Origin of the sequence: Acidovorax sp. DW039 (genome assembly GCF_037101375.1) — a bacterium.
GTDB lineage: Bacteria > Pseudomonadota > Gammaproteobacteria > Burkholderiales > Burkholderiaceae_C > Acidovorax.
Map to the genome: position 1 here is coordinate 2,074,303 of NZ_AP029019.1, position 20,674 is coordinate 2,094,976.

The following is a 20,674-nucleotide window of genomic DNA, read 5'->3' on the forward strand; positions in this document are numbered from 1 at the left end:
GGGCCCTGGTTGACGTGTTGAAAGGTTGATGAACGGATGACGGTTTCTGAAGCAGCTACCTCCCCGCTGCGGGTGGACAGGGACGCACGCGGCGTGGTGACCCTGACCCTGAGCGACCCCGGGCGATTCAATGCCCTGGGCTCTGACATGTTGGCGGCTTTGCAGCAAGCGCTGGATGCGGTTGCTGCAGACGCATCGGCACGCGCGGTGGTGCTTGCCGCAGAAGGCAAAGCTTTCTGTGCGGGCCACAACCTCAAGGACATGGCTGCGCATCCCGATCAGGCCTGGTACCAGAAACTGTTTGCCCAGTGCAGCCGCGTGATGCTCAGCATTCACAAGCTGCCGGTGCCTGTGATTGCCAAGGTGCAGGGCATGGCCACGGCTGCGGGTTGCCAGCTGGTGGCGCAATGCGATCTGGCGGTGGCTGCGGACGAAGCCAGCTTTGCCACCAGTGGCATTCACTACGGGCTGTTTTGCGCAACGCCCAGCGTTCCCCTGGTGCGCAATGTGCCCGCCAAGCGGGCCATGGAGATGCTGTTGACGGGCGACTTCATCGACGCCCGCACGGCGCAGGCGCAAGGCCTTCTCAACCGTGTGGTGCCTGCTGGCGAGCTGGATGCGGAGGTGGAAAAGCTTCTCTGCTCCATCCTTGAAAAGCCCCGCACGGCCATTGCCATGGGCAAGGCGCTGGTCTACCAGCAACGTGAACTGGGCATCGAAGCGGCCTACCAGTTGGCCGGTCAGACCATGGCGGTGAACATGATGGACCCTGCCGCGCAAGAGGGCGCGCGGGCGTTTGCCGAGAAACGCACACCGGAGTGGAAGCGTTGATGGCTGGCTCTGCAGATGTTTCGATGTTTGAGGACGTGGGGCAATGGTTGCGTGCATTCGCCGCCCCCACCGTCTGGATTGAGCTGGCGGGCCTGCTGACCTGTCTGGGTCTGGCCTGGGCCATTGTGGCCGTGCTGGCGCGTGGGTTGCGGCACGACAGCCACCGTTCCATCCTGTTTGGCGAGAAGGTGGTGGATGGGGCGCTGTTCCCCATGGTGCTGCTGGGGCTGGGGTATGTGGCGCGCACCGTGCTTGTGAACTGGGTGCCTCTGGCCGTCTTTCGGGTGGCGCTGCCGGTGCTGGTGTCATTAGCCGTCATCAGACTCGGAGCCAAAGTGCTGCAGGTGGCGTTTCCGCAGTCCGCCTGGGTCAAGCCGATTGAGCGCACCATCTCGTGGCTGGCTTGGCTTGCCATGGTGCTGTGGGTGACGGGCCTGCTGCCCTTGGTGCTCACGGAGATGGAGCAGATTCACTGGAAGGTGGGCAGCGTCAGCATGAGTTTGCGCACCATGGTGGAGGGCGCGGTGACAGCTTGCGGTGTCCTGCTGGTCACGCTGTGGGTATCTGCCGCAATCGAGACACGTCTGTTGCGCTCGGCTACTGGCGGTGCAGACCTGTCTTTGCGCAAGGCGGTAAGCAATGCGCTGCGTGCGCTGATGATCTTCTTTGGTCTCATCGTGGCCATGTCCGCTGTGGGTATTGATCTCACTGCCCTGTCGGTGCTGGGCGGTGCGGTAGGGGTGGGTATTGGCCTGGGCCTGCAAAAGCTGGCCGCCAACTATGTGAGCGGTTTCGTCATCCTCACCGAGCGCAGCATGCGCATTGGTGACAACGTGCGGGTCGACAACTTTGAGGGGCGCATCACCAACATCAATGCGCGTTACACCGTAGTGCGTTCGGCAGCGGGGCGCGAGTCCATCGTGCCCAACGAAATGCTGATCACCCAGCGGGTGGAAAACCTCTCACTGGCCGATCCCAAAGTGTGGCTCTCCACCGTGGTCAGTGTGGCCTATGACAGTGATGTAGATCTGGTCATACGGCTGCTGACCGAATCTGCCTTGTCCTGCCCCCGCGTATTGCGTGAACCTGCGCCTTCAGCCGCGCTGTCGGCCTTTGGGGCTGATGGGCTGGAATTCACGGTCGGTTTTTGGATCGCAGATCCGGAAAACGGCACGCTGGGATTGCGCTCCGACATCAACCGGGCCATTCTGGCGGCACTGCGTACTCACCGCATCGAGATTCCGTTCCCCCAGCGTGTCATGCATGTGCAGGTGGAGTCGGACGCTTTGCCTTCTGGAGTGCGGGCTGTTCAGGCGGCCTCGCCTGCTTCGGTGGAGGGGAGCGGAGCGCATTGAAGGACCGCGGGGCAGCCATGCTGGCATGCAAGTCCATCAGCACACGCGGGGCTTGCGGCAAAGTGCTTTTGCTGCCCTATAATGCAAGAAAAGCACGGTCGTTCGTTTTTGAATATTTGATGTGTCCATGCGGTTGCCCGCCAGAGGGTGCTGCGGTGCGTCATAGAATCATCTGGTTTACGTAAACGTCAATTCAACCAACTCTAGGAGCCGCAGCAATGAAGGTCTTGGTCCCTGTCAAGCGCGTGGTGGACTACAACGTGAAGGTTCGAGTCAAGTCGGATAACACGGGTGTGGACATCGCCAACGTGAAGATGAGCATGAACCCCTTTGACGAAATCGCCGTTGAAGAGGCAGTGCGCCTGAAAGAAAAAGGCCTGGTGACCGAAGTCATCGCAGTCTCCTGCGGCGTAGCCCAGTGCCAGGAAACCCTGCGCACCGCCATGGCCATTGGCGCTGACCGCGCCATCCTTGTCGAGACCGACGCCGAACTGCAGCCCCTGGCCGTGGCCAAGCTGCTCAAGGCCCTGGTGGACAAAGAACAACCCCAGCTCATCATCCTGGGCAAACAAGCCATCGACGACGACGCCAACCAGACCGGCCAGATGCTGGCTGCTTTGGCCGATCTGCCCCAGGCCACCTTTGCCAGCAAGGTTGAACTCGCAGCAGACAAGGTCAACGTCACCCGCGAAGTGGACGGCGGCCTGGAAACCCTGGCCTTGACACTCCCAGCCGTAATCACCACCGACCTGCGCCTGAACGAACCCCGCTACGTCACCTTGCCCAACATCATGAAGGCCAAGAAAAAGCAGCTGGACACCGTCAAGCCCGAAGACCTGGGAGTGGACGTCACCCCTCGCCTGAAGACCCTGAAGGTGACCGAGCCCGCCAAGCGCGGCGCAGGTGTGAAGGTGGCTGACGTGGCGGCACTGGTCGAAAAACTCAAAAACGAAGCGAAGGTGATCTAAATGTCGGTACTCGTTATTGCTGAACACGACAACGCCTCCATCAAAGGCGCCACCCTCAACACCGTCACCGCAGCCGCAGCTTGCGGAGGCGACGTGCACGTCCTCGTGGCGGGCCACAACGCAGGCGCAGCCGCACAAGCCGCCGCCCAGATCGCCGGTGTGAGCAAGGTGATCCACGCCGACGCCGCAGGCTTGGAGCACGGCCTTGCAGAAAACGTCGCTGCGCAAGTGCTGGCACTTCAGGGAAATGCGGCTAGCAACTACAGCCACATCCTCTTCCCCGCCACCGCCAGCGGCAAGAACATAGCCCCCCGCGTGGCCGCCAAGCTCGACGTCGCCCAGATCAGCGACATCACCAAAGTCGTGTCCGCAGACACCTTCGAGCGCCCCATCTACGCAGGCAACGCCATTGCCACAGTGCAAAGCGCAGACAGCGTCAAAGTCATCACCGTGCGCACCACCGGCTTTGATGCTGCAGCCGCCACCGGTGGCGCAGCCGCTGTTGAAGCCGCCGCCGCCACAGCCGACAACGGCAAAAGCAGCTTTGTGGGCAGCGAAATCGCCAAGAGCGACCGCCCCGAACTCACAGCCGCCAAGATCATCGTCTCCGGTGGCCGTGCGCTGGGCAGTGCCGAGAAATTCACCGAAGTCATCACCCCCCTGGCCGACAAGCTGGGAGCCGCCATTGGAGCCAGCCGCGCAGCGGTGGATGCAGGCTACGCCCCCAACGACCTGCAAGTGGGCCAGACCGGCAAGATCGTGGCGCCGCAGCTGTACATCGCGGCCGGTATCTCGGGTGCGATCCAGCACCTGGCTGGGATGAAGGATTCGAAGGTGATCGTGGCGATCAACAAGGACCCAGAGGCGCCGATCTTCAGCGTGGCGGACTATGGCCTGGAGGCTGATCTGTTCACGGCTGTGCCTGAGCTGGTCAAGGCTCTCTGAGGCAATTGGAAGCCCTGAGGCTTGCACAAAGGCATCGCTTGCGATGCCTTTTTTTTGACGATTTTTTGATTTTCCGGAGACAAAAATGAGCTACACGGCCCCCGTCAAAGACATGTTGTTCGCCATTGAACACTTGGCCAACATTGAGAAGATTGCGCAGATTCCTGGCTTTGAAGATGCAGGCCTGGACACCGCTGCCGCCGTTTTGGAAGAGTGCGCCAAGTTCAACGAGGGCGTGCTGGCTCCGCTCAACTGGGAAGGCGACAAGAACCCGTCGAGCTGGAAAGACGGCGTGGTCACCACCACCCCCGGCTTCAAAGAGGCCTTCCGTCAGTACGCTGAGGGCGGCTGGCAAGGGCTGCAACACCCTGCCGACTTTGGCGGCCAGGGCCTGCCCAAGACGATTGGCGCCGCCTGCATCGAGATGACCAACAGCGCCAACATGAGCTTTGCGCTGTGCCCCTTGCTTACCGATGGCGCGATTGAAGCACTGCTCACCGCAGGCAGCGACGAACTCAAGGCGACGTATCTGGAAAAGCTGGTGACCGGCCAATGGACCGGCACCATGAACCTGACCGAACCCCAGGCGGGCTCGGATCTGGCCCTGGTGCGCACCCGCGCCGAACCCCAGCCCGACGGCACCTACAAGGTCTTCGGCACCAAGATCTTCATCACCTACGGTGAGCACGACATGGCCGAGAACATCGTGCACCTGGTGCTGGCCCGCGTGCAGGGCGCGCCCGAAGGCGTGAAGGGCATCAGCCTGTTTGTGGTGCCGAAGTTTTTGGTGAACAAGGACGGCAGCCTGGGCGCGCGTAACGACGCGCATTGCGTGAGCATCGAGCACAAGCTGGGCATCAAGGCATCGCCCACGGCCGTGCTGCAGTTTGGCGACCATGGTGGCGCTGTGGGCTACCTGGTGGGCGAAGAAAACCGTGGCCTTGAATACATGTTCATCATGATGAACGCCGCCCGCTATGCGGTGGGCATGCAGGGCATTGCGATCTCTGAGCGGGCGTACCAAAAGGCCGTGCAGTACGCCAAAGACCGCGTGCAAAGCCGCCCTGTGGACGGCAGCATTGCCGCCAGCGCACCCATCATTCACCACCCCGATGTGAAACGCATGCTGATGACGATGCGCGCCACCGTGGAAGGCTGCCGTGCCATGGCCACCGTGGCTGCGGCTGCGTTTGACGCCGCGCACCACCACCCGGATGCCGATACGCGCAAGCAGAACCAGGCGTTCTATGAATTCATGGTGCCGCTGGTCAAGGGTTACAGCACCGAGACCAGCCTGGAAGTGACCAGCCTGGGCGTGCAGGTGCATGGCGGCATGGGCTTCATTGAAGAAACCGGCGCAGCACAGTACTACCGCGACGCCAAGATCCTGACCATCTACGAAGGCACCACCGCCATCCAGGCCAACGACCTCGTGGGCCGCAAGACGGCGCGCGATGGCGGCCAGGTGGCCAAGGGCATTGCTGCGCAAATCGAGAAGACCGAGGCCGACCTGCTGGCCAGCGGCACGCCCGCTGCCTTGGCCGTGGCCAAGCGCCTCACAGCCGCACGCAAGGCGCTGCTGGACGTGATTGACTTTGTGGCCGGTGGCACCAAGGCCCAGCCCAACGCTGTGTTTGCGGGCAGCGTGCCTTACCTGATGCTGGCGGGCAATGTGGTGGCGGGCTGGCAGTTGGCGCGCAGCCTGCTGGTGGCGCAAGACCTGTTGCAAAAGGGACAGGACGCAGCCTTCATGCGCGCAAAAATCACCACGGCCCAGTTCTATGCCGACCACATTCTGGTGAAGGCCCCCGGCCTGCGCGACAGCATTGTGGAAGGCGCTGCCAGCGTGACGGAGCTGGCGCTGGAAGCATTCTGAAGTCCAACCCATTCTGAAAGGGCAGAGCCTGCCCTTTGAGGAGTGAAAGAGAGCGAGACAAGAGAGTGAGAAAAGGCCTGTGCAGGGTACAGGCCTTTACTATAAAAATAATAGCTGCTTGCGCTTGATGGATAAGCGCTAGAGGGCTGTTTCAATCAAAACCTGTTCCTGGAAGTTGTTGCCATGTCCAAACTGCCTCCCGTGCTGCAAAACCTGCCGCTGCCTGTCATTGGCTCACCGCTGTTCATCATCAGCAACCCCAAGCTCGTCATCGAGCAGTGCAAGGCCGGGGTGGTGGGCTCCATGCCCGCGCTCAATGCCCGTCCTGCCGAGCTGCTGGACGAGTGGCTGGCCGAGATCACCGAGACGCTGGCTGCCTACAACAAGGCCCACCCCGACAAGCCCGCAGCGCCCTTTGCCATCAACCAGATCGTGCACAAGAGCAACGACCGCCTGGAGCACGACATGCAGGTGTGCGCCAAGTACAAGGTGCCGATCATCATCACATCGCTCGGTGCGCGCGAAGACGTGAACCAGGCCGTGCACGGCTGGGGTGGCGTGGTGCTGCATGACGTCATCAACAACAAGTTTGCGCGCAAGGCGATTGAAAAGGGCGCAGACGGCCTGATCGCCGTGGCGGCGGGGGCGGGCGGCCACGCTGGCACCAAGAGCCCGTTTGCGCTGATCCAGGAAATCCGCCAGTGGTTCGATGGCCCGTTGGCGCTGTCAGGCTCCATTGCATCGGGCGGTGCCATCCTGGCGGCGCAGGCCATGGGGGCAGACTTTGCCTATATCGGCTCGGCCTTCATTGCCACGCATGAAGCCCGTGCAGTAGACGCCTACAAGCAAGCCATTGTGGACAGCAACTCGGACGATATCGTCTACAGCAATCTGTTCACCGGCGTGCATGGCAACTATCTGGCACCGTCGATCCGCGCAGCAGGCCTGGACCCCGACAACCTGCCCGAGTCCGACCCCAGCAAGATGAACTTTGGCGGCGATGCCAAGAAAGCCTGGAAGGACATCTGGGGCTGCGGCCAGGGCATTGGCGCGATCAACGCAGTGACCAGCACGGCCGAGCTGGTTGCCAAGTTCCGCAGCGAATACGAAGCGGCGCGCGCGCGACTGAAGCTGTAAACACCGCTGACCTCTTGCGTCAGCACAACGAAAGCGAAAAAAGCGGGCCTCAGGGCCCGCTTTTGCTATGGATTGCGTAGCTGCCTGCGCTTGTGTAGAAAGCGCCATGGCCACTTTTGATCAAAGCCCATACGTCAATTCCCGCGCCTTGCCCCAGAACACCCGGTACATGAACAAGGTGTAGGCAACGATCATGGGCAGGGTGATGGCCACCCCCACGCCGATCACGATGAGCGAGTTGGTGGCGCTGGCAGCTTCCCACACCGTGAGTCGGTCAATGACGATGTAGGGGTACAGGCTGTAGGCCAGACCGAAAAAGGCCAGCACAAAAATGGTGACTGTGGCCGCGAACACCACCCAGCCATAGCCTGCGGCCACCACACGCGGGGAGCTGAGCACGTGCCGTATGGCAAAGAAGCACGCGACGCACGCCAGCGGGATGGGAAGCAAGGCAAAGAATCCTGGCAGTGCGAACCACTTGTGGAACACGGTCTGGCTGACCACAGGAGTCGCCAGCGAGATGCCCACCAGCGCAAAGCCCATGGGCCACAGCACGCCCTGGCCCCAGCGCAGCGCCTTGCCTTGAAGCGGTCCCTCGGTCTTCATGATGAGCCAGCCTGCGCCCAGCATGGCGTAGGCGGCGGGCAGGGTCAGGGCGATGCCTGCAGCAAACATGCGGCTCCACAGGTCTGCTTGAAAGCCGGTGACGTAAGCCCCCAGCATCCAGCCCTGGGCCAAGGTGGTGACCAGAGAGCCCAGTGCGAAGAGGTGGTTCCAGGTGGCCTTGTGCGCATCGCGTGCCTTGACGCGAAAGTCGAACGCCACGCCGCGCACGATGAGCCCGATCAGCATGATTGCCACCGGCAGGTACAGCGCAGTCAGCACTACACCATGCGCCATGGGAAAGCACACCAGCAGCACGCCCACCCCCAGCACCAGCCAGGTCTCGTTTGCGTCCCAGAAGGGGCCGATGCTGGCCACCATCACGTCTTTTTCTGCAGGGGTGGCCAGGGGCAGCAGCATGCCCACGCCCAGGTCGTAGCCGTCCAGAATCACATAGGCCAGCAGGGCCAGCCCCATGACGGCCATGAAGAGCAGGGGCAGGGCGGTGGCCCAGTTCAGGGTGTCCAGCATGGAGGGCTCCTTGGTGCGGTTACACGGTATGGGCAGTGGGGGGCGCTGCGTCAGGCACCGGCTGCGCAGGGTGCTCGGCCATGTATTTGATGACGCCCACATAGGCCGCCAGCAGCAACACGTACACCGTCAGGTACGCGGCCAGCGTGCCCGCTACCATGCCGCTGCCGTGGGGTGCCACAGCGTCTGCCGTCTTGAGCAGGCCGTAGACCAGGTAGGGCTGGCGGCCAATTTCCGTCACATACCAGCCCGCCAGGGTGGCGACCCAGCCGGAGAAGGTCATGCCCACCAGTGTCCACAACAAGGGGCGGGGGAGCGCAGCCCTTGGCTGAACACGCCTGCGCCACAGCAGCCAGGCTGCAACCCAGGCCACGGCCAGCATCAGCAGGCCCACGCCCACCATGATCCGAAAGCTCCAGAACACGGGTGCAACGGGCGGATGGGCTCCTGCAAACTCGTTCAGCCCTTTCAGCTCTGCATCCATATCGTGCGCAAGAATCAGACTGGCTGCCTTGGGAATTTGCAGTGCGTAGTCGGTGCGGCCTTCTTTTTCGTTGGGGATGCCAAAGAGGGTGAGGGGCGCCCCCTTTTCGGTGTGCCAAATCCCTTCAATGGCTGCAATCTTGGCGGGTTGATGCTCCAGCGTGTTCAGCCCGTGCATGTCCCCCATCAAGATCTGCAGGGGCACGGCCACTGCCACGGTGACGACCGCCGTGCGCAATGCCAGGCGCGTGCCAGCGGTGGCGCTGCCCTTGAGCAGCTGCCAGGCGCTGACCCCCGCGATCAGGAACCCTGCCGTGAGTGTGGAAGCCAGCAACTTGTGCCCCAGGCGATAGGGGAAAGACGGGTTGAAGACGATGGCCAGCCAGTCCACCGCGTGGAACTTGCCGTCGATGATTTCGTAGCCCGCAGGGGTCTGCATCCATGAGTTGAGGCTCAAAATCCAGAAGGCGGACAGCGTGGTGCCAAAAGCGACCAGCAGGGTGGCGGCCATGTGCACACGGTCTGACACCCGACCGCGACCGAACAGCATGATGCCCAGGAACGATGCCTCCAGAAAGAAGGCGGTGAGCACTTCATAGCCCAGCAATGGGCCTGCAATGTTGCCCGCACGCTCCATGAATCCTGGCCAGTTGGTGCCGAACTGGAAACTCATGGTGATGCCCGAGACCACACCCAGCGCGAAGGTCAGTGCAAATACCTTGGTCCAGAAGTAATACGCCTGCTCCCAGCCCGCAGCAGCCGGGGTGCCGCGCGTGGCCGCATGGCGCAGCCGGAAGAACACCAGAAACCAGCACAGGGCGATGGTGATGGTGGGGAACAGGATGTGGAAGCTGATGTTGGCTGCGAACTGGATGCGCGAGAGCATGAAGGTGTCCATGGCTCAGTCCTCCTGGGTTTTGGGGGCGGGTGCCTTGCCGGTCAGTCGGTCTTTGAGTTCAAGCACCCGTGTCACGGCCGCCCCCATGCCCATGAGCTGCAGTGCCGTCTCCGGTGCCAGACGCTGCACATCGTCAAACCATGTCATCAGCCGGTCGATCAGCTCGTGCATTTCGCGCATGCGCTGCTGCGCATAGCGCTCTTCGTCGGACGAGGGTTCCTCCAGCAGCGCCATGCGCAGCATGGATAGCGTGGGTTCTATCTCGCGGCGGCGGCGTTCTTCTGCCAGCACGCGGAAGATCTCCCACACGTCCTTGGGTGCTTCAAAGTATTCGCGGCGGTCACCGGGCAGATGGCTGAGCTTGACCAGTCGCCAGGACTGAAGCTCCTTGAGGCCCATGCTGACGTTGGACCGGGAGAACTCCAGTGCCTCTGCAATTTCGTCGGCATTGATGGGGCGGGGCGAGAGAAAGATCAATGCATAGATCTGGCCCACGGTGCGGTTGATACCCCAGCGGCTACCCATCTCACCAAAGTGGGCGACGAACTGGCGGTTCAGAGGGGGAAGGTTTTTGACATAGGTCATAGGAATCGCATTGTGCGCCTTTTTTCTTGAATTTTCAGAAATTCTTGAAAATTCAGAATGCTTTGCAAATGGACACTACAAAGTCGAGCATTTCCAGCTTGCTTCTGCCCTGCCTCTCGCATGCCTGGCAAGATTTACACAGAAAGAGGACAATAGAAGGCTTTGCTTTTGCGCCTGCGAATTCGCTTCGCCAGAGCGCCCAGGTCAATCCGGTTCTCTGCATGTCTCAAAACACATCCCGGCTGCCGTTGCTGGACACTGTCAAAGGCACGGCTTGCGCGGCCATCGTGGCCCACCATCTGGCCTTCTACGGCCCTATGTCTGATATCGCCCAGCCGCTGGCGCCCCATTTGATGGCCTGGCTGTACGACTACGCGCGCATGGCAGTCCAGATCTTCCTGGTGCTGGGCGGCTACCTTGCTGCAGCCAGCCTGGCTCCTGAAGGCGTTGCCCGCTTTGGGCAAGCGGGCCAGCAGGTGGGCAAGCGCTTTGTGCGGCTGGTGGTCCCTTATGTGGTGGCACTGTTGGTCACCGTGCTGATCAGCGCCTTGGTGCGCCCCTGGATGGAGCATCCTTCGGTGCCCGGAGACCCGAGCCTTGCACAGCTCATCACCCACGCGTTGCTGCTGCACAGTGTGGTGGAGCATGAATCGCTGTCTGCGGGAGTCTGGTACGTGGCCATCGACTTCCAGCTTTTCACCCTCAGTGTTCTCATCTTCGCTGCGGTGCGTGCATTGCCCTCCGCGGCTGCGCAGAAGTGGGCCTCCTGGCTGGGGCGCGCGGTGGTGGTGGCCGGCGTGGCTGCATCGCTCTGGGGTTTCAATCGCGATGCCCACTGGGATGTGTGGGCCGTCTATTTCTTCGGTGCCTACGGTCTGGGCATGATGGCGTTCTGGGCCAGCCGCGCGCCTCGCGCCTCGGGTTGGGTGGTGTGCATGGCCCTGCTGGGCTTGGTGGGCCTGTGGCTGGAATACCGCGCCCGTATCGCGCTGGCGCTGGTGACGGCGCTGCTGCTGGTGTGGGCCATGCGTACGCCAGCGGTCCGCCAGTGGCGTGGAGTGGGTCCTCTGGTGCGGCTTGGGCAAATGTCGTATTCCGTGTTTCTCATCCACTTCGCGGTGTGCCTGCTGGTCAATGCGGTGGTGAGTGGCCTGTGGCCAGACTCTCCATGGCTCAACGCCGGTGGCATGCTGCTGGCGTTTTCTCTGGCCATGGTCGCGGGCCAGTGGCTCTATCGCACGGTAGAACTGCGCACCCCTTCCTTGCCCACCTTGCTGCGCTGGCAGGCGAGCCTGGTGGCGGCTGGCGTGCTGGTGCAGCTCGGCAGCAATTGGGGCTAGGAGCCGCCCCAAAACCAACGCAATGCCTCACGCATCGGATGAGGCACTTTGAGGGGCATTGGATGCCTACCAAGTCAGCGGTGCAGTTCGCCCGCGCTTTCGGGTTGATAGACGATCTCCTTGACTTGCACCGTCATCGCCTTACCGCCGGGGCCTGGCCAGGCTAGCTCGTCACCCACAGACAACCCCAGTAGCGCACTGCCCACTGGTGCGAGGATGGACAGCTTGTCTGCGCTGCCGTCGATATCGCGTGGGTAGACCAGCGTCAGGCAGAACTCTTTTCCGCTTTCCTGGATTCGGAACTTCACGGTGGAGTTCATGGTGACCACGTGGGGTGGGATCTCCTCGGGCGGCACCACGTCCGCCCGATCGAGCTCTGCCTGCAGATCCGCCTTTCCAGGAAACACACTGGAAGGCATGGCTGCCAGCAGGGCTTCAATACGGTCGAGATCCAGGGAAGACAGAACGATCTGGGGCTTGCGCGCCATTGTGATACCTCATGAGAGTGGTTGAAAGGCCGGGACTCTAGGCGATTGCGAATCTCGCACTGCCGCGCGCGGTCATTGCCTGGCCCTTCTGGCCGATGAGCGTGCCCGCCATTGCAGACCTTTTCATGTGAATGATTTGCCAAGCTCATTTTTGAATGCTGTATATTTATACAGTTATGAAAACTCCTGCGAACCCCACGGTGGTATACGGCGCTGAGGCCGAATGGGTGCCTATTCCTGTCCAGGCCATACGTGGCCGGGGCGCTGCCACCGCGGTGCCGCACAGGTTTGAGCGCGACGTGCGAGAGGCGGCTGACGACGGGTGGAATTCGCAAGCTCGTCTTCATCCAGAGAAGGCTGGAGATAGACAAGAGGATGGGTGCGACCCTGGCGATGATGAAGACTTGTGGGCTTCTCCCTTGTCACCCCAGGCACCCGCCACCCGCGTGCACCTGGAGACGGCGCGCAGCGCGCTCAGTGCAAATGACTCCCCCGACATCTTTTTTGAACTCTCGGTCAACCCCTATCGGGGGTGTGAGCATGGTTGTACCTACTGCTACGCGCGCCCCACCCACAGCTACCTGAACTTTTCCCCTGGCCTGGACTTTGAAACCCAGATCGTGGCCAAGCACAACATTGCCGAAGTGCTCAGGCACGAGCTTGCGCAACCGCGTTATGTGCCCCGGTTGCTCAACATCGGTTCCGCCACCGATTGCTACCAACCCGTAGAGCGTGAGCTGCGCCTCACCCGCAGTGTGATCGAGGTCTTGCGCGATGCGCGACATCCGTTCTCCCTGATCACCAAGTCCAGCGGGGTGGAGCGGGATATGGACTTGCTGGTCCCCTTGGCCGCGCAACGCCTTGCGGCTGTGTACGTCACTGTGACTACGCTCGATGCGGATCTGGCTCGCCGCATGGAGCCCAGAGCCGCCGCACCCCACCGGCGTCTGCGCACCATCCGCACCTTGGCCGAGGCGGGCGTGCCTGTGGGGGTGAGCGTGGCTCCGCAGATCCCATTCATCACGGAAGACATGGAACAGGTGCTGGAAGCCGCGCGAGATGCTGGAGCAACCAGTGCGTTCTATACCGTGCTGCGCCTGCCGTGGGAGCTGGACGCGCTGTTTCGCGAATGGCTGCAACTGCATTACCCACAACGAGCCGCCCGCGTGATGGCGCGTGTGCAGGACCTTCATAACCTGAGCGATGTCCAGCGCGCCGCCGGCAAGACCTACGAGAGCGACTTTGCCACCCGCATGAAAGGCAGCGGGTTGTGGGCAGACCTGCTGCGCCAGCGTTTCGCTGCCACGTGCCGAAAACTGGGGCTCAACCGTGAGCGCGAGGGGCTTGACATGACCCAGTTCAGGCCAGGGCTGGCGCGGGGGCAGGGCAGTCTTTTTTAGGCGTGGTTAGCATCATTTGGCGTTGTTGCACCGTCTTGTCGTACTGTTTGTATTGCCTGCCATGGAATGACGCAGTTTTCGGTAGCCAGAGCCTCTCAGCGGCAACCGGTCATGCCTGCACCAGCTGTTGATCCAGCACGCCAAAGGGGGCGGTCAACCCTTCGTCGTTCAAAGCTTCCATTCGAATGCGTTCACCAAAGCGCAGGAATGAAGTGCGTGGCGCACCATCGGTCAGCATCTCGCGCATGCGCACCTCGGTCAGGCAGGTGGAGCCTGCAGCCGGGTCTGCGTTGGATACCGTGCCCGATCCAATGATGGTTCCAGCGGACAGTTTGCGCGTGCGTGCAGCATGCGCGATCAGTTCACCAAAGTGGAAATGCATCTCTCCTGCGTGGGGATGACCTATCCATTGACCATCTCGTTGCACGCGCAATTGCAAATGCACCCGGCCATCACGCCAATGGGTTCCCAGCTCGTCAGGGGTGACCGCAACAGGGGCAAAGGCTGTGGATGGCTTGGCCTGGATGAAGCCGAATCCGCTTTTCACTTCACGCGGGCCAAAGGCGCGCAGGCTCCAGTCGTTCAGCAGCACCACCAGCTTCACGTATTGCAGTGCTTGCAGGGCAGACACACCCATGGGTGTTTCTGAAAGCACCACACCAAACTCGCCCTCGCAGTCAATCTGGTCTGCTTCGGCAGGCAAGGGCACGTCATTGTGTGGGCCCAGAAAGTCATCGGCAGCGCCCTGGTACATCAGGGGCACGGTTTCAAAATCCGGCACCGCAGGGACTTTGAATGCCCGTTCCATCAACCTGCCGTGGTTGAGAAAGGCCGAGCCATCCAGCCACTGGAAGGTGCGGGGCAGCGGTGCCCCGCAGTCCCCGGGGTTGAACGGTGCGGTGTTGCAAGCGGTGCTTCCGGGCTCGGCATCCAGCTGCGCTTGCAGCGCGCGCAACTGGGGCTCCACCTCCGTCCAGCGCTCCAGAGCGTCCCGCAAATGGGGGCTGATGTTTGCTGCGCTGGCAAAGCGAAGGTTGTCGGAGGAAACGACGACCAGATGGCCATCCGGCTGGCCGTTGTGCAGGCTTGCGAGTCTCATGGTGCTGTGTGTGGGCTGCGTGGGGGCGATGGAGTGAGCGTCGCTTTAGGTCATGTCATGCAGTGGGGAGTAGTGGGTCAAAAATGGCGACCGCTCTTGTCCACCCCGCGGAGGCACCTTTTACCTTCACCGGAAAGCAGGACACATAAAAGCCCTTGCTGGGCAGGGATTGCAGGTTGTGCAATTTCTCCAGGTGGCAGTAACCGATGTCCCGGCCTGCCTTGTGGCCCTCCCAGATCAAAGATGCATCACCGGTCTGCGCGTAGCGCTGCGCGGTATAGGCAAAGGGGGCGTCCCAGCTCCAGGCATCCGTGCCGGTAAGGCGCACTCCGCGCTCCAGCAGGTACATGGTGGCTTCATACCCCATGCCGCAGCCCGCCCGCAGGTACTCTGGCGTGCCATAGGCATCCCCTGCGCGGGTGTTGACGAGAACGATCTGCAGCGGGCTGAGCTGGTGATCGATGCGGCGCAACTCTGCTTCCACATCAGCAGGCTGCACGATGTAGCCATCGGGCAGGTGGCGGAAGTCCAGCTTCACTGCAGGTTGAAAGCACCAGTTCAGGTCCACTTCGTCGATGGAAAGGGCACGCTGTCCTTTGTCCATGGTGGAGGCAAAGTGGTAGGGCGCATCCAGATGGGTGCCGTTATGGGTGTTAAGCTGCACCTCCTCCACCGCCCAGGATTCACCGTCGGGCAGGTGTTCGCGCTGCAGGCCCGGAAAGAACTGGGCTAGGTCGTCGAAGCTCATCTGGTGATCGATGTAGCGGATATGTGGGCGCAGCCCCGGGGGGTCCGATGCCACATCGTTTTCCAGCGGCATGGAGATGTCTACGAGACGGCGATGGGCTTCGGCGGGTGTGACAGGATGGGTCATGAAAATGCTCTTCGATGCTGGCTCAGGATTCAGCGGTAAAACCCGTCTGCTTGATGAGACCGCGCCATTGCTGTGCGTCTGCCTTGAGCAAATCGCCTAGTTCGGCTGGCGTGGAGGACTTCACTTCCAGCCCATATTGCTTGCCAACGTCAATGACGTCTGCCTGTGCCAGCGCCCAGCGCAGTGCCTCATTGGCTTGCTGCACCGTCGCGCCTGCGGTCTTGCCGGGCATGAAGAACCCATACCACTCGCTGACTTTGAGGGGGTAGCCGAGTTCTTGCAGTGTGGGCACCTGGGGCAGAAAGGGGGAGCGCTTGGCACCAGCGATGGCCAGCACGCGCAGCTTGCCCGTTTTGGTGTATTGAAGATAGTCACCAATCGGACCCCAGAAGGCGGGAATCTGCCCGCCCAGCAAGTCCTGCATTCCGGGCACGGTTCCCCGGTAGGCAATATGCCGTTGCTCCTGCTTGGAGAACTGCGACATAAGAACGCCCACCAGATGAGGCATGGAGCCTGCACCGGGGCTGCCGTAATTTGCGCTGTTGGGGTTGTTGCGCCACCACTGCAGCAGGTCTGCCAGGGTCTGCACGCTGTCGGGGGTGCCGGGGCCTACGGCCAGGCCGTGGTCCATCAGTGCGCCCAGGGATACTGGGGCCACGTCGTCAACCTGGTACTGGAGCTTGGGGTAGGTGTACGGATAGATCGACAGCATGGACGAGGGCGTGATGAGCAGGCTGGTGCCATCGGCGGGGCTGTTCTTGAGCGTCAGCACGCCAATCTGGCCTCCCGCGCCCGGCTTGTTCTCTACCAGTACGGAGCCCGCGTATCGACCCCGCAGGCGATCCGAAACCCGTCTTGCCAGCACGTCCAGTGTTCCTCCGGGGGGAAAGCCCGTGATGATCTTTGCAACATCGGGCATGGGTGCTTTTGCGGCTTGTGCCCCACTGGGGCTGAGCCAGGCACAGGCAGATGCGCTGGCGAGTTGCATGAGGTGGCGGCGTTGAATCATGTCTTGTCTCCTGCTTCGATGGCGGCTTGGCTGCGTCGGGCCCTGGGGCACCTCTGTGTGCAGCTTCTCCGCTCACATCCATTTGATTTTGTACGTTCGTACAAGATTGATTTTGCGCTATTTTGTACGATCGTACAAGTACTATGTGCCCTGGATAGAATTCGCCATGGTTTTGAAAAAGCAATCTCCCTCGGCTGTGACCGATGCCACGCGCACCGAGCGCTCTGCGCGGGCCTCCAATGCAGCTCGTGCAAAACGCGCGCACAACGGGCAGCCGGATTCAGCTACGCCATCGTTGGCCGGGGAGATCGTGGACCGCAAGACCACCATCCTTCAGACGGCAGAGCGTCTGTTTGCTGCCAAGGGATATCACGGGGTGTCCATCCGCGACATCGCCGATGCGGCAGGTGTGCCGCTGGCGTTGGTGGGTTACTACTACGGGCCGAAGCTGTCGCTGTACCACGCCATCTTCAAAGCCCATGCGGCGTATATCGATGTGCGCCTTGAGTCCTTGCGGCGGGCGCAAATCGAAGCAGCCCCTGGAGCCCTTCTGACGGATATCGTGCGGGCTTTTGTCCTGCCCGTGCTGGATTTGGCCGCGCAGCCGGGGGGCAGGGATTTTCTTCGTCTGCTTTCCCGAGGCATGAGCGATCAGCTGGCGGAGGATGAGGCCATCATCCGTGAGCTGTTTGACCCTCTAGCCCATGCATTTATCGATGCCATTGCTGCCGCCTTACCGGGTGCCACGCGCAGCCAGGCGGCCTGGTGCTATCAGTTTGCGCTTGGGGCGCTGCTTCACCACGTCAACGACCAGCGCATTGGCCGCCTTTCAATGGGTGAGAACACGCCGGGCGATGCAGCCGTTGCCGGTCCTCTACTCGTCGGCTTTATTGCTGCCGGGATGCAAGCGGCCTGCGCAACGAGCGGGCCCCCAACCGTGTCGCAAAGCCGCAGAACATCTGCCCGAGCCAAGGCGCGTTGAGGTCAAGGTATATGTAAAAAAGGCCGCTGGCGCTTATGAATAAAGCGCAAGCAGCTATTGTTTTTATAGTGTGATGTGGCTTACACAGCCCAGATCCGCTGCACCACCTGGGTGTACACAGGAATGCCCAGGACGATGTTCAGCGGAAATGTCACCCCCAGCGAAAGGCTCACATACAGCGATGGGTCAGCCTCTGGAATGGCGTAACGCACCACGGCAGGCACGGCAATGTACGAGGCGCTGGCCGCCAGCACCATCAGCAGCACGGCATCTCCGGCGGGCACTTGCAGCATCCAGGTCAAAGCCAGCGCCAGTGTGGCGTGGGTGATGGGGCCCAGCACGGCATACGCCAGTAGCCAAGGGGACTGTTGGCGCACTGCAGGTAGATTGCGGGCGGTGGACAGGCCCATGTCCAGCAGGAACAGGCACAGCATTCCCTTGAACAGATCACCCGAGAACGGTTGCATGGCGGCCTTGCCTGCGTCGCCAGTGATCAGCCCGATCACCATGGCCCCAAGCAGCAGCAGCTGGGTTCCATCGGTGAAGGATTCGTGCAGGATTTTGCCGATGGAAAGATGCTGGCCCCCTTTGCCCGACCCAGTGCTCACAGCCCCCATGCCAGGGCCTGCCAGAGTTGCGGCGCCCCCACTAGTCATGCCCACCACCTGATGGGTCTGCACAGCAGCTGCCTGCTTTTGGCGCATGGCATTGGCCAGCAGCACCGCGAGGATGATGGCAGGTGACTCCATCAGCGCCATGGCCGCGGCCATGTAGCCGCCGTAGGCAATGTGCTGCGATTCCAGGTACTGGGTTGCGGTCACGAAGGTCACCGCACTGACCGAACCGTAGGTGGCGGCCACAGCCGCAGCGTTGAAGCCCGACAGCATGCGCCGCAGCAGGGCATAACCCACCAGCGGCACCACTACGGCGAGCAGCACCGCCAGGCCCAGGCTGCTGGCCACGCTGGGCGTGAAGCCCGACGCTGCCAGCGCGAAGCCTCCCTTCAGCCCCAGGGCCATCAGCAGATAGATGGAAAGAAATTTGGAAATGGCCGCAGGCATCTCCAGGTTGGAACGTACGAGCCCGGCAAAAACGCCCAAGGCAAAAAACAGGATGGCTGGGTCCAGCAAACTTTGCATTCTTATTCTCCAGAAACAGTGCTTGCATGCACGGTGCTTACAAACAATGGAGCGAATGCTAGGTGCCTTGTGCACACAAGTAAAATCGATTCGAAAAGGCTTATGTATAGATAAAAATCTATGAACATCACTTTCCGTCAGCTACGGCTATTTCTGGCCCTGGCCGAAACTGGCAGTGTGAGTGCGGCAGCCAAGGTCATGCATGTCACGCAGCCCACGGCCTCCATGCAGCTGCGTGAAATCACCCAGGCCGTAGGCCTGCCGTTGTACGAAGTGGTCTCGCGCCGCGTGTACCTGACCGAGGCCGGGCAGGCGCTGGCGCGCACGGCTCGCTCCATTGCTGCGGAGTGGGATGCCTTTGAGCAGCGGGTTTCAGGCGCCAAGGGCCTGACCCGCGGCCGCCTCAAGGTGGCGGTGGTCAGCACCGCCAAGTACTTTGTTCCGCGGCTGCTGGGCAGTTTCTGCAAGCTGCATCCGCACATCGACATATCGCTGGAAGTGCTGAACCGTGACCATGTCATCACCCGGCTGCGAGCCAATCAAGATGACCTGTATGTGATGTCCATGCCCCCTGGGGATTTGCCGCTGGAAGACCAGATATTGATGCCCAACCCCCTGGTGGTGATTGCGCCTGCAGGCCACAGGCTGGCCGGTAAAAAGCGTGTGACTTTGGCGCAGCTACAGGGCGAGCGCTTCATATTGCGCGAGAAAGGATCTGGCACGCGCATGGCAACCGATGCCCATTTGCGCAAGCTGGGGTTTGTGCCTCAAAACGTGCTGGAGTTGGGCAGCAACGAGGCGATCAAGGAGTCCGTAGAAGGGCAGCTGGGTATCTCGGTTCTCTCGCGGCATGCGCTGGGGCCGCATCAGGAGGGACTTGCGATTTTGAACGTGCCGGATTTTCCCATTCACTCTCAATGGCACCTGGTGTGGCCCAAGGGCAAGCAGCTATCGCCGATTGCGGAGGTGTTCAGAGCGCACCTGGTGGCTGAGGTGAAAGGATGGATGGAATTGGTTTGATTTTCAGAGATAAATATCCTCATATAGCTTTTACAACGGCTAATCGAAATTCTGAAAAATGACCAGCGCTCGATTGGCTGTGTCATGTTCATGTCGCCTTAAAGTCACGTTGCATGTAACGGAGTGAAATGAATAAATCAGCGGAGTTGGGTTCACATAGGCTCGGTCTCCTTTTGATTTTTTTGTCCATCATGAATACTCCAAAGAGCAGAAAATTTTTGAACACAGTCGCTCAGCCTGTGATTTTCAAATCGTCGGTTTTCGCCATCAGTGTTTTGGCTTTGTCTGTGTTGGCAGCGTGCGGAGGGGGAGGCTCTGGCACCGACTCCACAGGCGGAACGGGGCCCTCCACGCCCACACCAGAGGCACCGTCTCCCACCAACCCGACGGCCCCCACTGTGCCTCCTGTATCAAACGATGCAAGCTGTGCCGAGGCGGGTAGTGTGCTGACTGTTGCAGGTAATACCGCCCAAGTGGATGGCAATGTGTATTACACAGATGGGAGCACCATTATTTCGACCCAGCAACTTCGTTATGCGACTTCGAACACGGGGAGTTTCCGCGGGCGGACCAACCTTTTTCAACTGAATCAGGTCAACACAACCACCTACACCAATGCAGCCGTCAATGGGACATTTGGGGGTAGCGTCATTACCGCTACTGAAAATAGTTATTCCAGCGTTGTTGGAGATGTGCGGCAGACCTACGGCCTTACGGTGTCCACGCTTTTCCAAGGAAAGACGAACAACGTCAGCAGTTACTTCACCCCGTATGCGTACACGGGCGCAACTGTGAATCCTGCCTTGGCGACGCCTTATGTGGCGAGCTATTCCACGACCACGGAGGTGGACGGCGTGGCCCAACCTGCATTGGCTCAGACAAGCACGACCACTTACACGCTGGAGACAGTCAACGTTCTGGCGGGTACCTTCCCGGCGTGCAAGCTGAAGGTGGAGGTCTCCGCCGCATCCACACCCACAACAGTCAGTTATGGATGGCAAGTTGCGTCAGGCCGCTACAAAGGCCTGATCGTGCGCACCGCCAACGGTGACGGCGTCAAGACTTGGGAAGCGACCCGGTTGCTGGTGAACGGGCAATAAGCTCACGCTTC

Annotated in this window: 19 protein-coding genes; 11 read left to right on the top strand and 8 right to left on the bottom strand. The window is 61.1% G+C overall.

Translation table 11 applies throughout. The annotated features are described in order from the left end of the window. Window positions 1-36 precede the first annotated feature (36 nt). From AACH87_RS09245 to AACH87_RS09270, 6 genes are all read left to right on the top strand, one after another. A complete protein-coding gene (locus tag AACH87_RS09245) occupies window positions 37-831 on the top strand; it encodes an enoyl-CoA hydratase (RefSeq protein WP_338798514.1) in 795 nt (264 codons plus the stop codon). Then, a complete protein-coding gene (locus AACH87_RS09250) occupies window positions 831-2,186 on the top strand; it encodes a mechanosensitive ion channel domain-containing protein (RefSeq protein ID WP_338798515.1) in 1,356 nt (451 codons plus the stop codon). Before AACH87_RS09245 ends, AACH87_RS09250 begins: the two co-directional genes overlap by 1 nt. Window positions 2,187-2,404: 218 nt before the next feature. Then, the gene (locus AACH87_RS09255) at window positions 2,405-3,154 is read left to right on the top strand and encodes an electron transfer flavoprotein subunit beta/FixA family protein (protein ID WP_338798516.1); all 750 of its coding nucleotides are present in this window, start codon (window positions 2,405-2,407) and stop codon (window positions 3,152-3,154) included. Next, window positions 3,155-4,099, top strand: coding sequence for an FAD-binding protein (locus tag AACH87_RS09260; RefSeq protein ID WP_338798517.1), 945 nt, complete (start codon window positions 3,155-3,157; stop codon window positions 4,097-4,099). 85 nt (window positions 4,100-4,184) lie between these two features. Continuing rightward, window positions 4,185-5,975, top strand: coding sequence for an acyl-CoA dehydrogenase (locus AACH87_RS09265; RefSeq protein WP_338798518.1), 1,791 nt, complete (start codon window positions 4,185-4,187; stop codon window positions 5,973-5,975). Between the two features lie 183 nt (window positions 5,976-6,158). Continuing rightward, complete coding sequence (locus AACH87_RS09270; protein WP_338798519.1) at window positions 6,159-7,112, top strand: nitronate monooxygenase family protein; 954 nt, start codon at window positions 6,159-6,161, stop codon at window positions 7,110-7,112. Between the two features lie 120 nt (window positions 7,113-7,232). Here the strand turns inward: AACH87_RS09270 and AACH87_RS09275 are convergent, their stop codons facing one another. The 3 genes from AACH87_RS09275 to AACH87_RS09285 are packed head-to-tail and all read right to left on the bottom strand — an operon-like array spanning window position 7,233 to window position 10,212. After that, the gene (locus AACH87_RS09275) at window positions 7,233-8,246 is read right to left on the bottom strand and encodes a cytochrome d ubiquinol oxidase subunit II (RefSeq protein ID WP_338798520.1); all 1,014 of its coding nucleotides are present in this window, start codon (window positions 8,244-8,246) and stop codon (window positions 7,233-7,235) included. A gap of 19 nt (window positions 8,247-8,265) precedes the next feature. Then, a complete protein-coding gene (locus tag AACH87_RS09280) occupies window positions 8,266-9,627 on the bottom strand; it encodes a cytochrome ubiquinol oxidase subunit I (protein WP_338798521.1) in 1,362 nt (453 codons plus the stop codon). Window positions 9,628-9,630: 3 nt separating this feature from the next. Then, entirely contained in the window at window positions 9,631-10,212 is a 582-nt protein-coding gene (locus AACH87_RS09285; RefSeq protein WP_338798523.1) for a GbsR/MarR family transcriptional regulator, read from the bottom strand. 221 nt (window positions 10,213-10,433) lie between these two features. On the opposite strand from AACH87_RS09285, the gene AACH87_RS09290 reads away from it, so the two are divergent. After that, entirely contained in the window at window positions 10,434-11,552 is a 1,119-nt protein-coding gene (locus AACH87_RS09290; RefSeq protein ID WP_338798524.1) for an acyltransferase, read from the top strand. 74 nt (window positions 11,553-11,626) lie between these two features. Here the strand turns inward: AACH87_RS09290 and rnk are convergent, their stop codons facing one another. Beyond that, the gene (gene rnk, locus AACH87_RS09295; protein WP_338798525.1) at window positions 11,627-12,040 is read right to left on the bottom strand and encodes a nucleoside diphosphate kinase regulator; all 414 of its coding nucleotides are present in this window, start codon (window positions 12,038-12,040) and stop codon (window positions 11,627-11,629) included. A gap of 176 nt (window positions 12,041-12,216) precedes the next feature. Here rnk and AACH87_RS09300 point away from each other — a divergent pair, with 176 nt between their 5' ends. After that, window positions 12,217-13,440 (top strand): PA0069 family radical SAM protein, encoded by a 1,224-nt coding sequence (locus tag AACH87_RS09300; RefSeq protein WP_338798527.1) that lies wholly within the window; start codon window positions 12,217-12,219, stop codon window positions 13,438-13,440. A gap of 109 nt (window positions 13,441-13,549) precedes the next feature. Here the strand turns inward: AACH87_RS09300 and AACH87_RS09305 are convergent, their stop codons facing one another. The 3 genes from AACH87_RS09305 to AACH87_RS09315 are packed head-to-tail and all read right to left on the bottom strand — an operon-like array spanning window position 13,550 to window position 16,422. Beyond that, window positions 13,550-14,539 (bottom strand): fumarylacetoacetate hydrolase family protein, encoded by a 990-nt coding sequence (locus tag AACH87_RS09305; protein ID WP_338798528.1) that lies wholly within the window; start codon window positions 14,537-14,539, stop codon window positions 13,550-13,552. Window positions 14,540-14,594: 55 nt separating this feature from the next. After that, on the bottom strand, window positions 14,595-15,413 hold the full coding sequence (locus AACH87_RS09310; RefSeq protein WP_338798529.1) for a cyclase family protein: 819 nt from the start codon (window positions 15,411-15,413) through the stop codon (window positions 14,595-14,597). Between the two features lie 22 nt (window positions 15,414-15,435). Beyond that, a complete protein-coding gene (locus tag AACH87_RS09315) occupies window positions 15,436-16,422 on the bottom strand; it encodes a tripartite tricarboxylate transporter substrate-binding protein (RefSeq protein ID WP_338798530.1) in 987 nt (328 codons plus the stop codon). A 166-nt stretch (window positions 16,423-16,588) separates the two neighbouring features. On the opposite strand from AACH87_RS09315, the gene AACH87_RS09320 reads away from it, so the two are divergent. Continuing rightward, a complete protein-coding gene (locus AACH87_RS09320; protein WP_338798531.1) occupies window positions 16,589-17,404 on the top strand; it encodes a TetR family transcriptional regulator in 816 nt (271 codons plus the stop codon). Window positions 17,405-17,484: 80 nt separating this feature from the next. On the opposite strand, the gene AACH87_RS09325 is transcribed toward AACH87_RS09320, so the two are convergent. Next, window positions 17,485-18,543 (bottom strand): sodium-dependent bicarbonate transport family permease, encoded by a 1,059-nt coding sequence (locus AACH87_RS09325; RefSeq protein ID WP_338798532.1) that lies wholly within the window; start codon window positions 18,541-18,543, stop codon window positions 17,485-17,487. 120 nt (window positions 18,544-18,663) lie between these two features. Here AACH87_RS09325 and AACH87_RS09330 point away from each other — a divergent pair, with 120 nt between their 5' ends. Both AACH87_RS09330 and AACH87_RS09335 read left to right on the top strand, forming a co-directional pair. Then, complete coding sequence (locus AACH87_RS09330) at window positions 18,664-19,563, top strand: LysR family transcriptional regulator (protein WP_338798533.1); 900 nt, start codon at window positions 18,664-18,666, stop codon at window positions 19,561-19,563. A 128-nt stretch (window positions 19,564-19,691) separates the two neighbouring features. Then, the gene (locus AACH87_RS09335; protein WP_338798534.1) at window positions 19,692-20,663 is read left to right on the top strand and encodes a hypothetical protein; all 972 of its coding nucleotides are present in this window, start codon (window positions 19,692-19,694) and stop codon (window positions 20,661-20,663) included. Window positions 20,664-20,674: the final 11 nt, after the last annotated feature.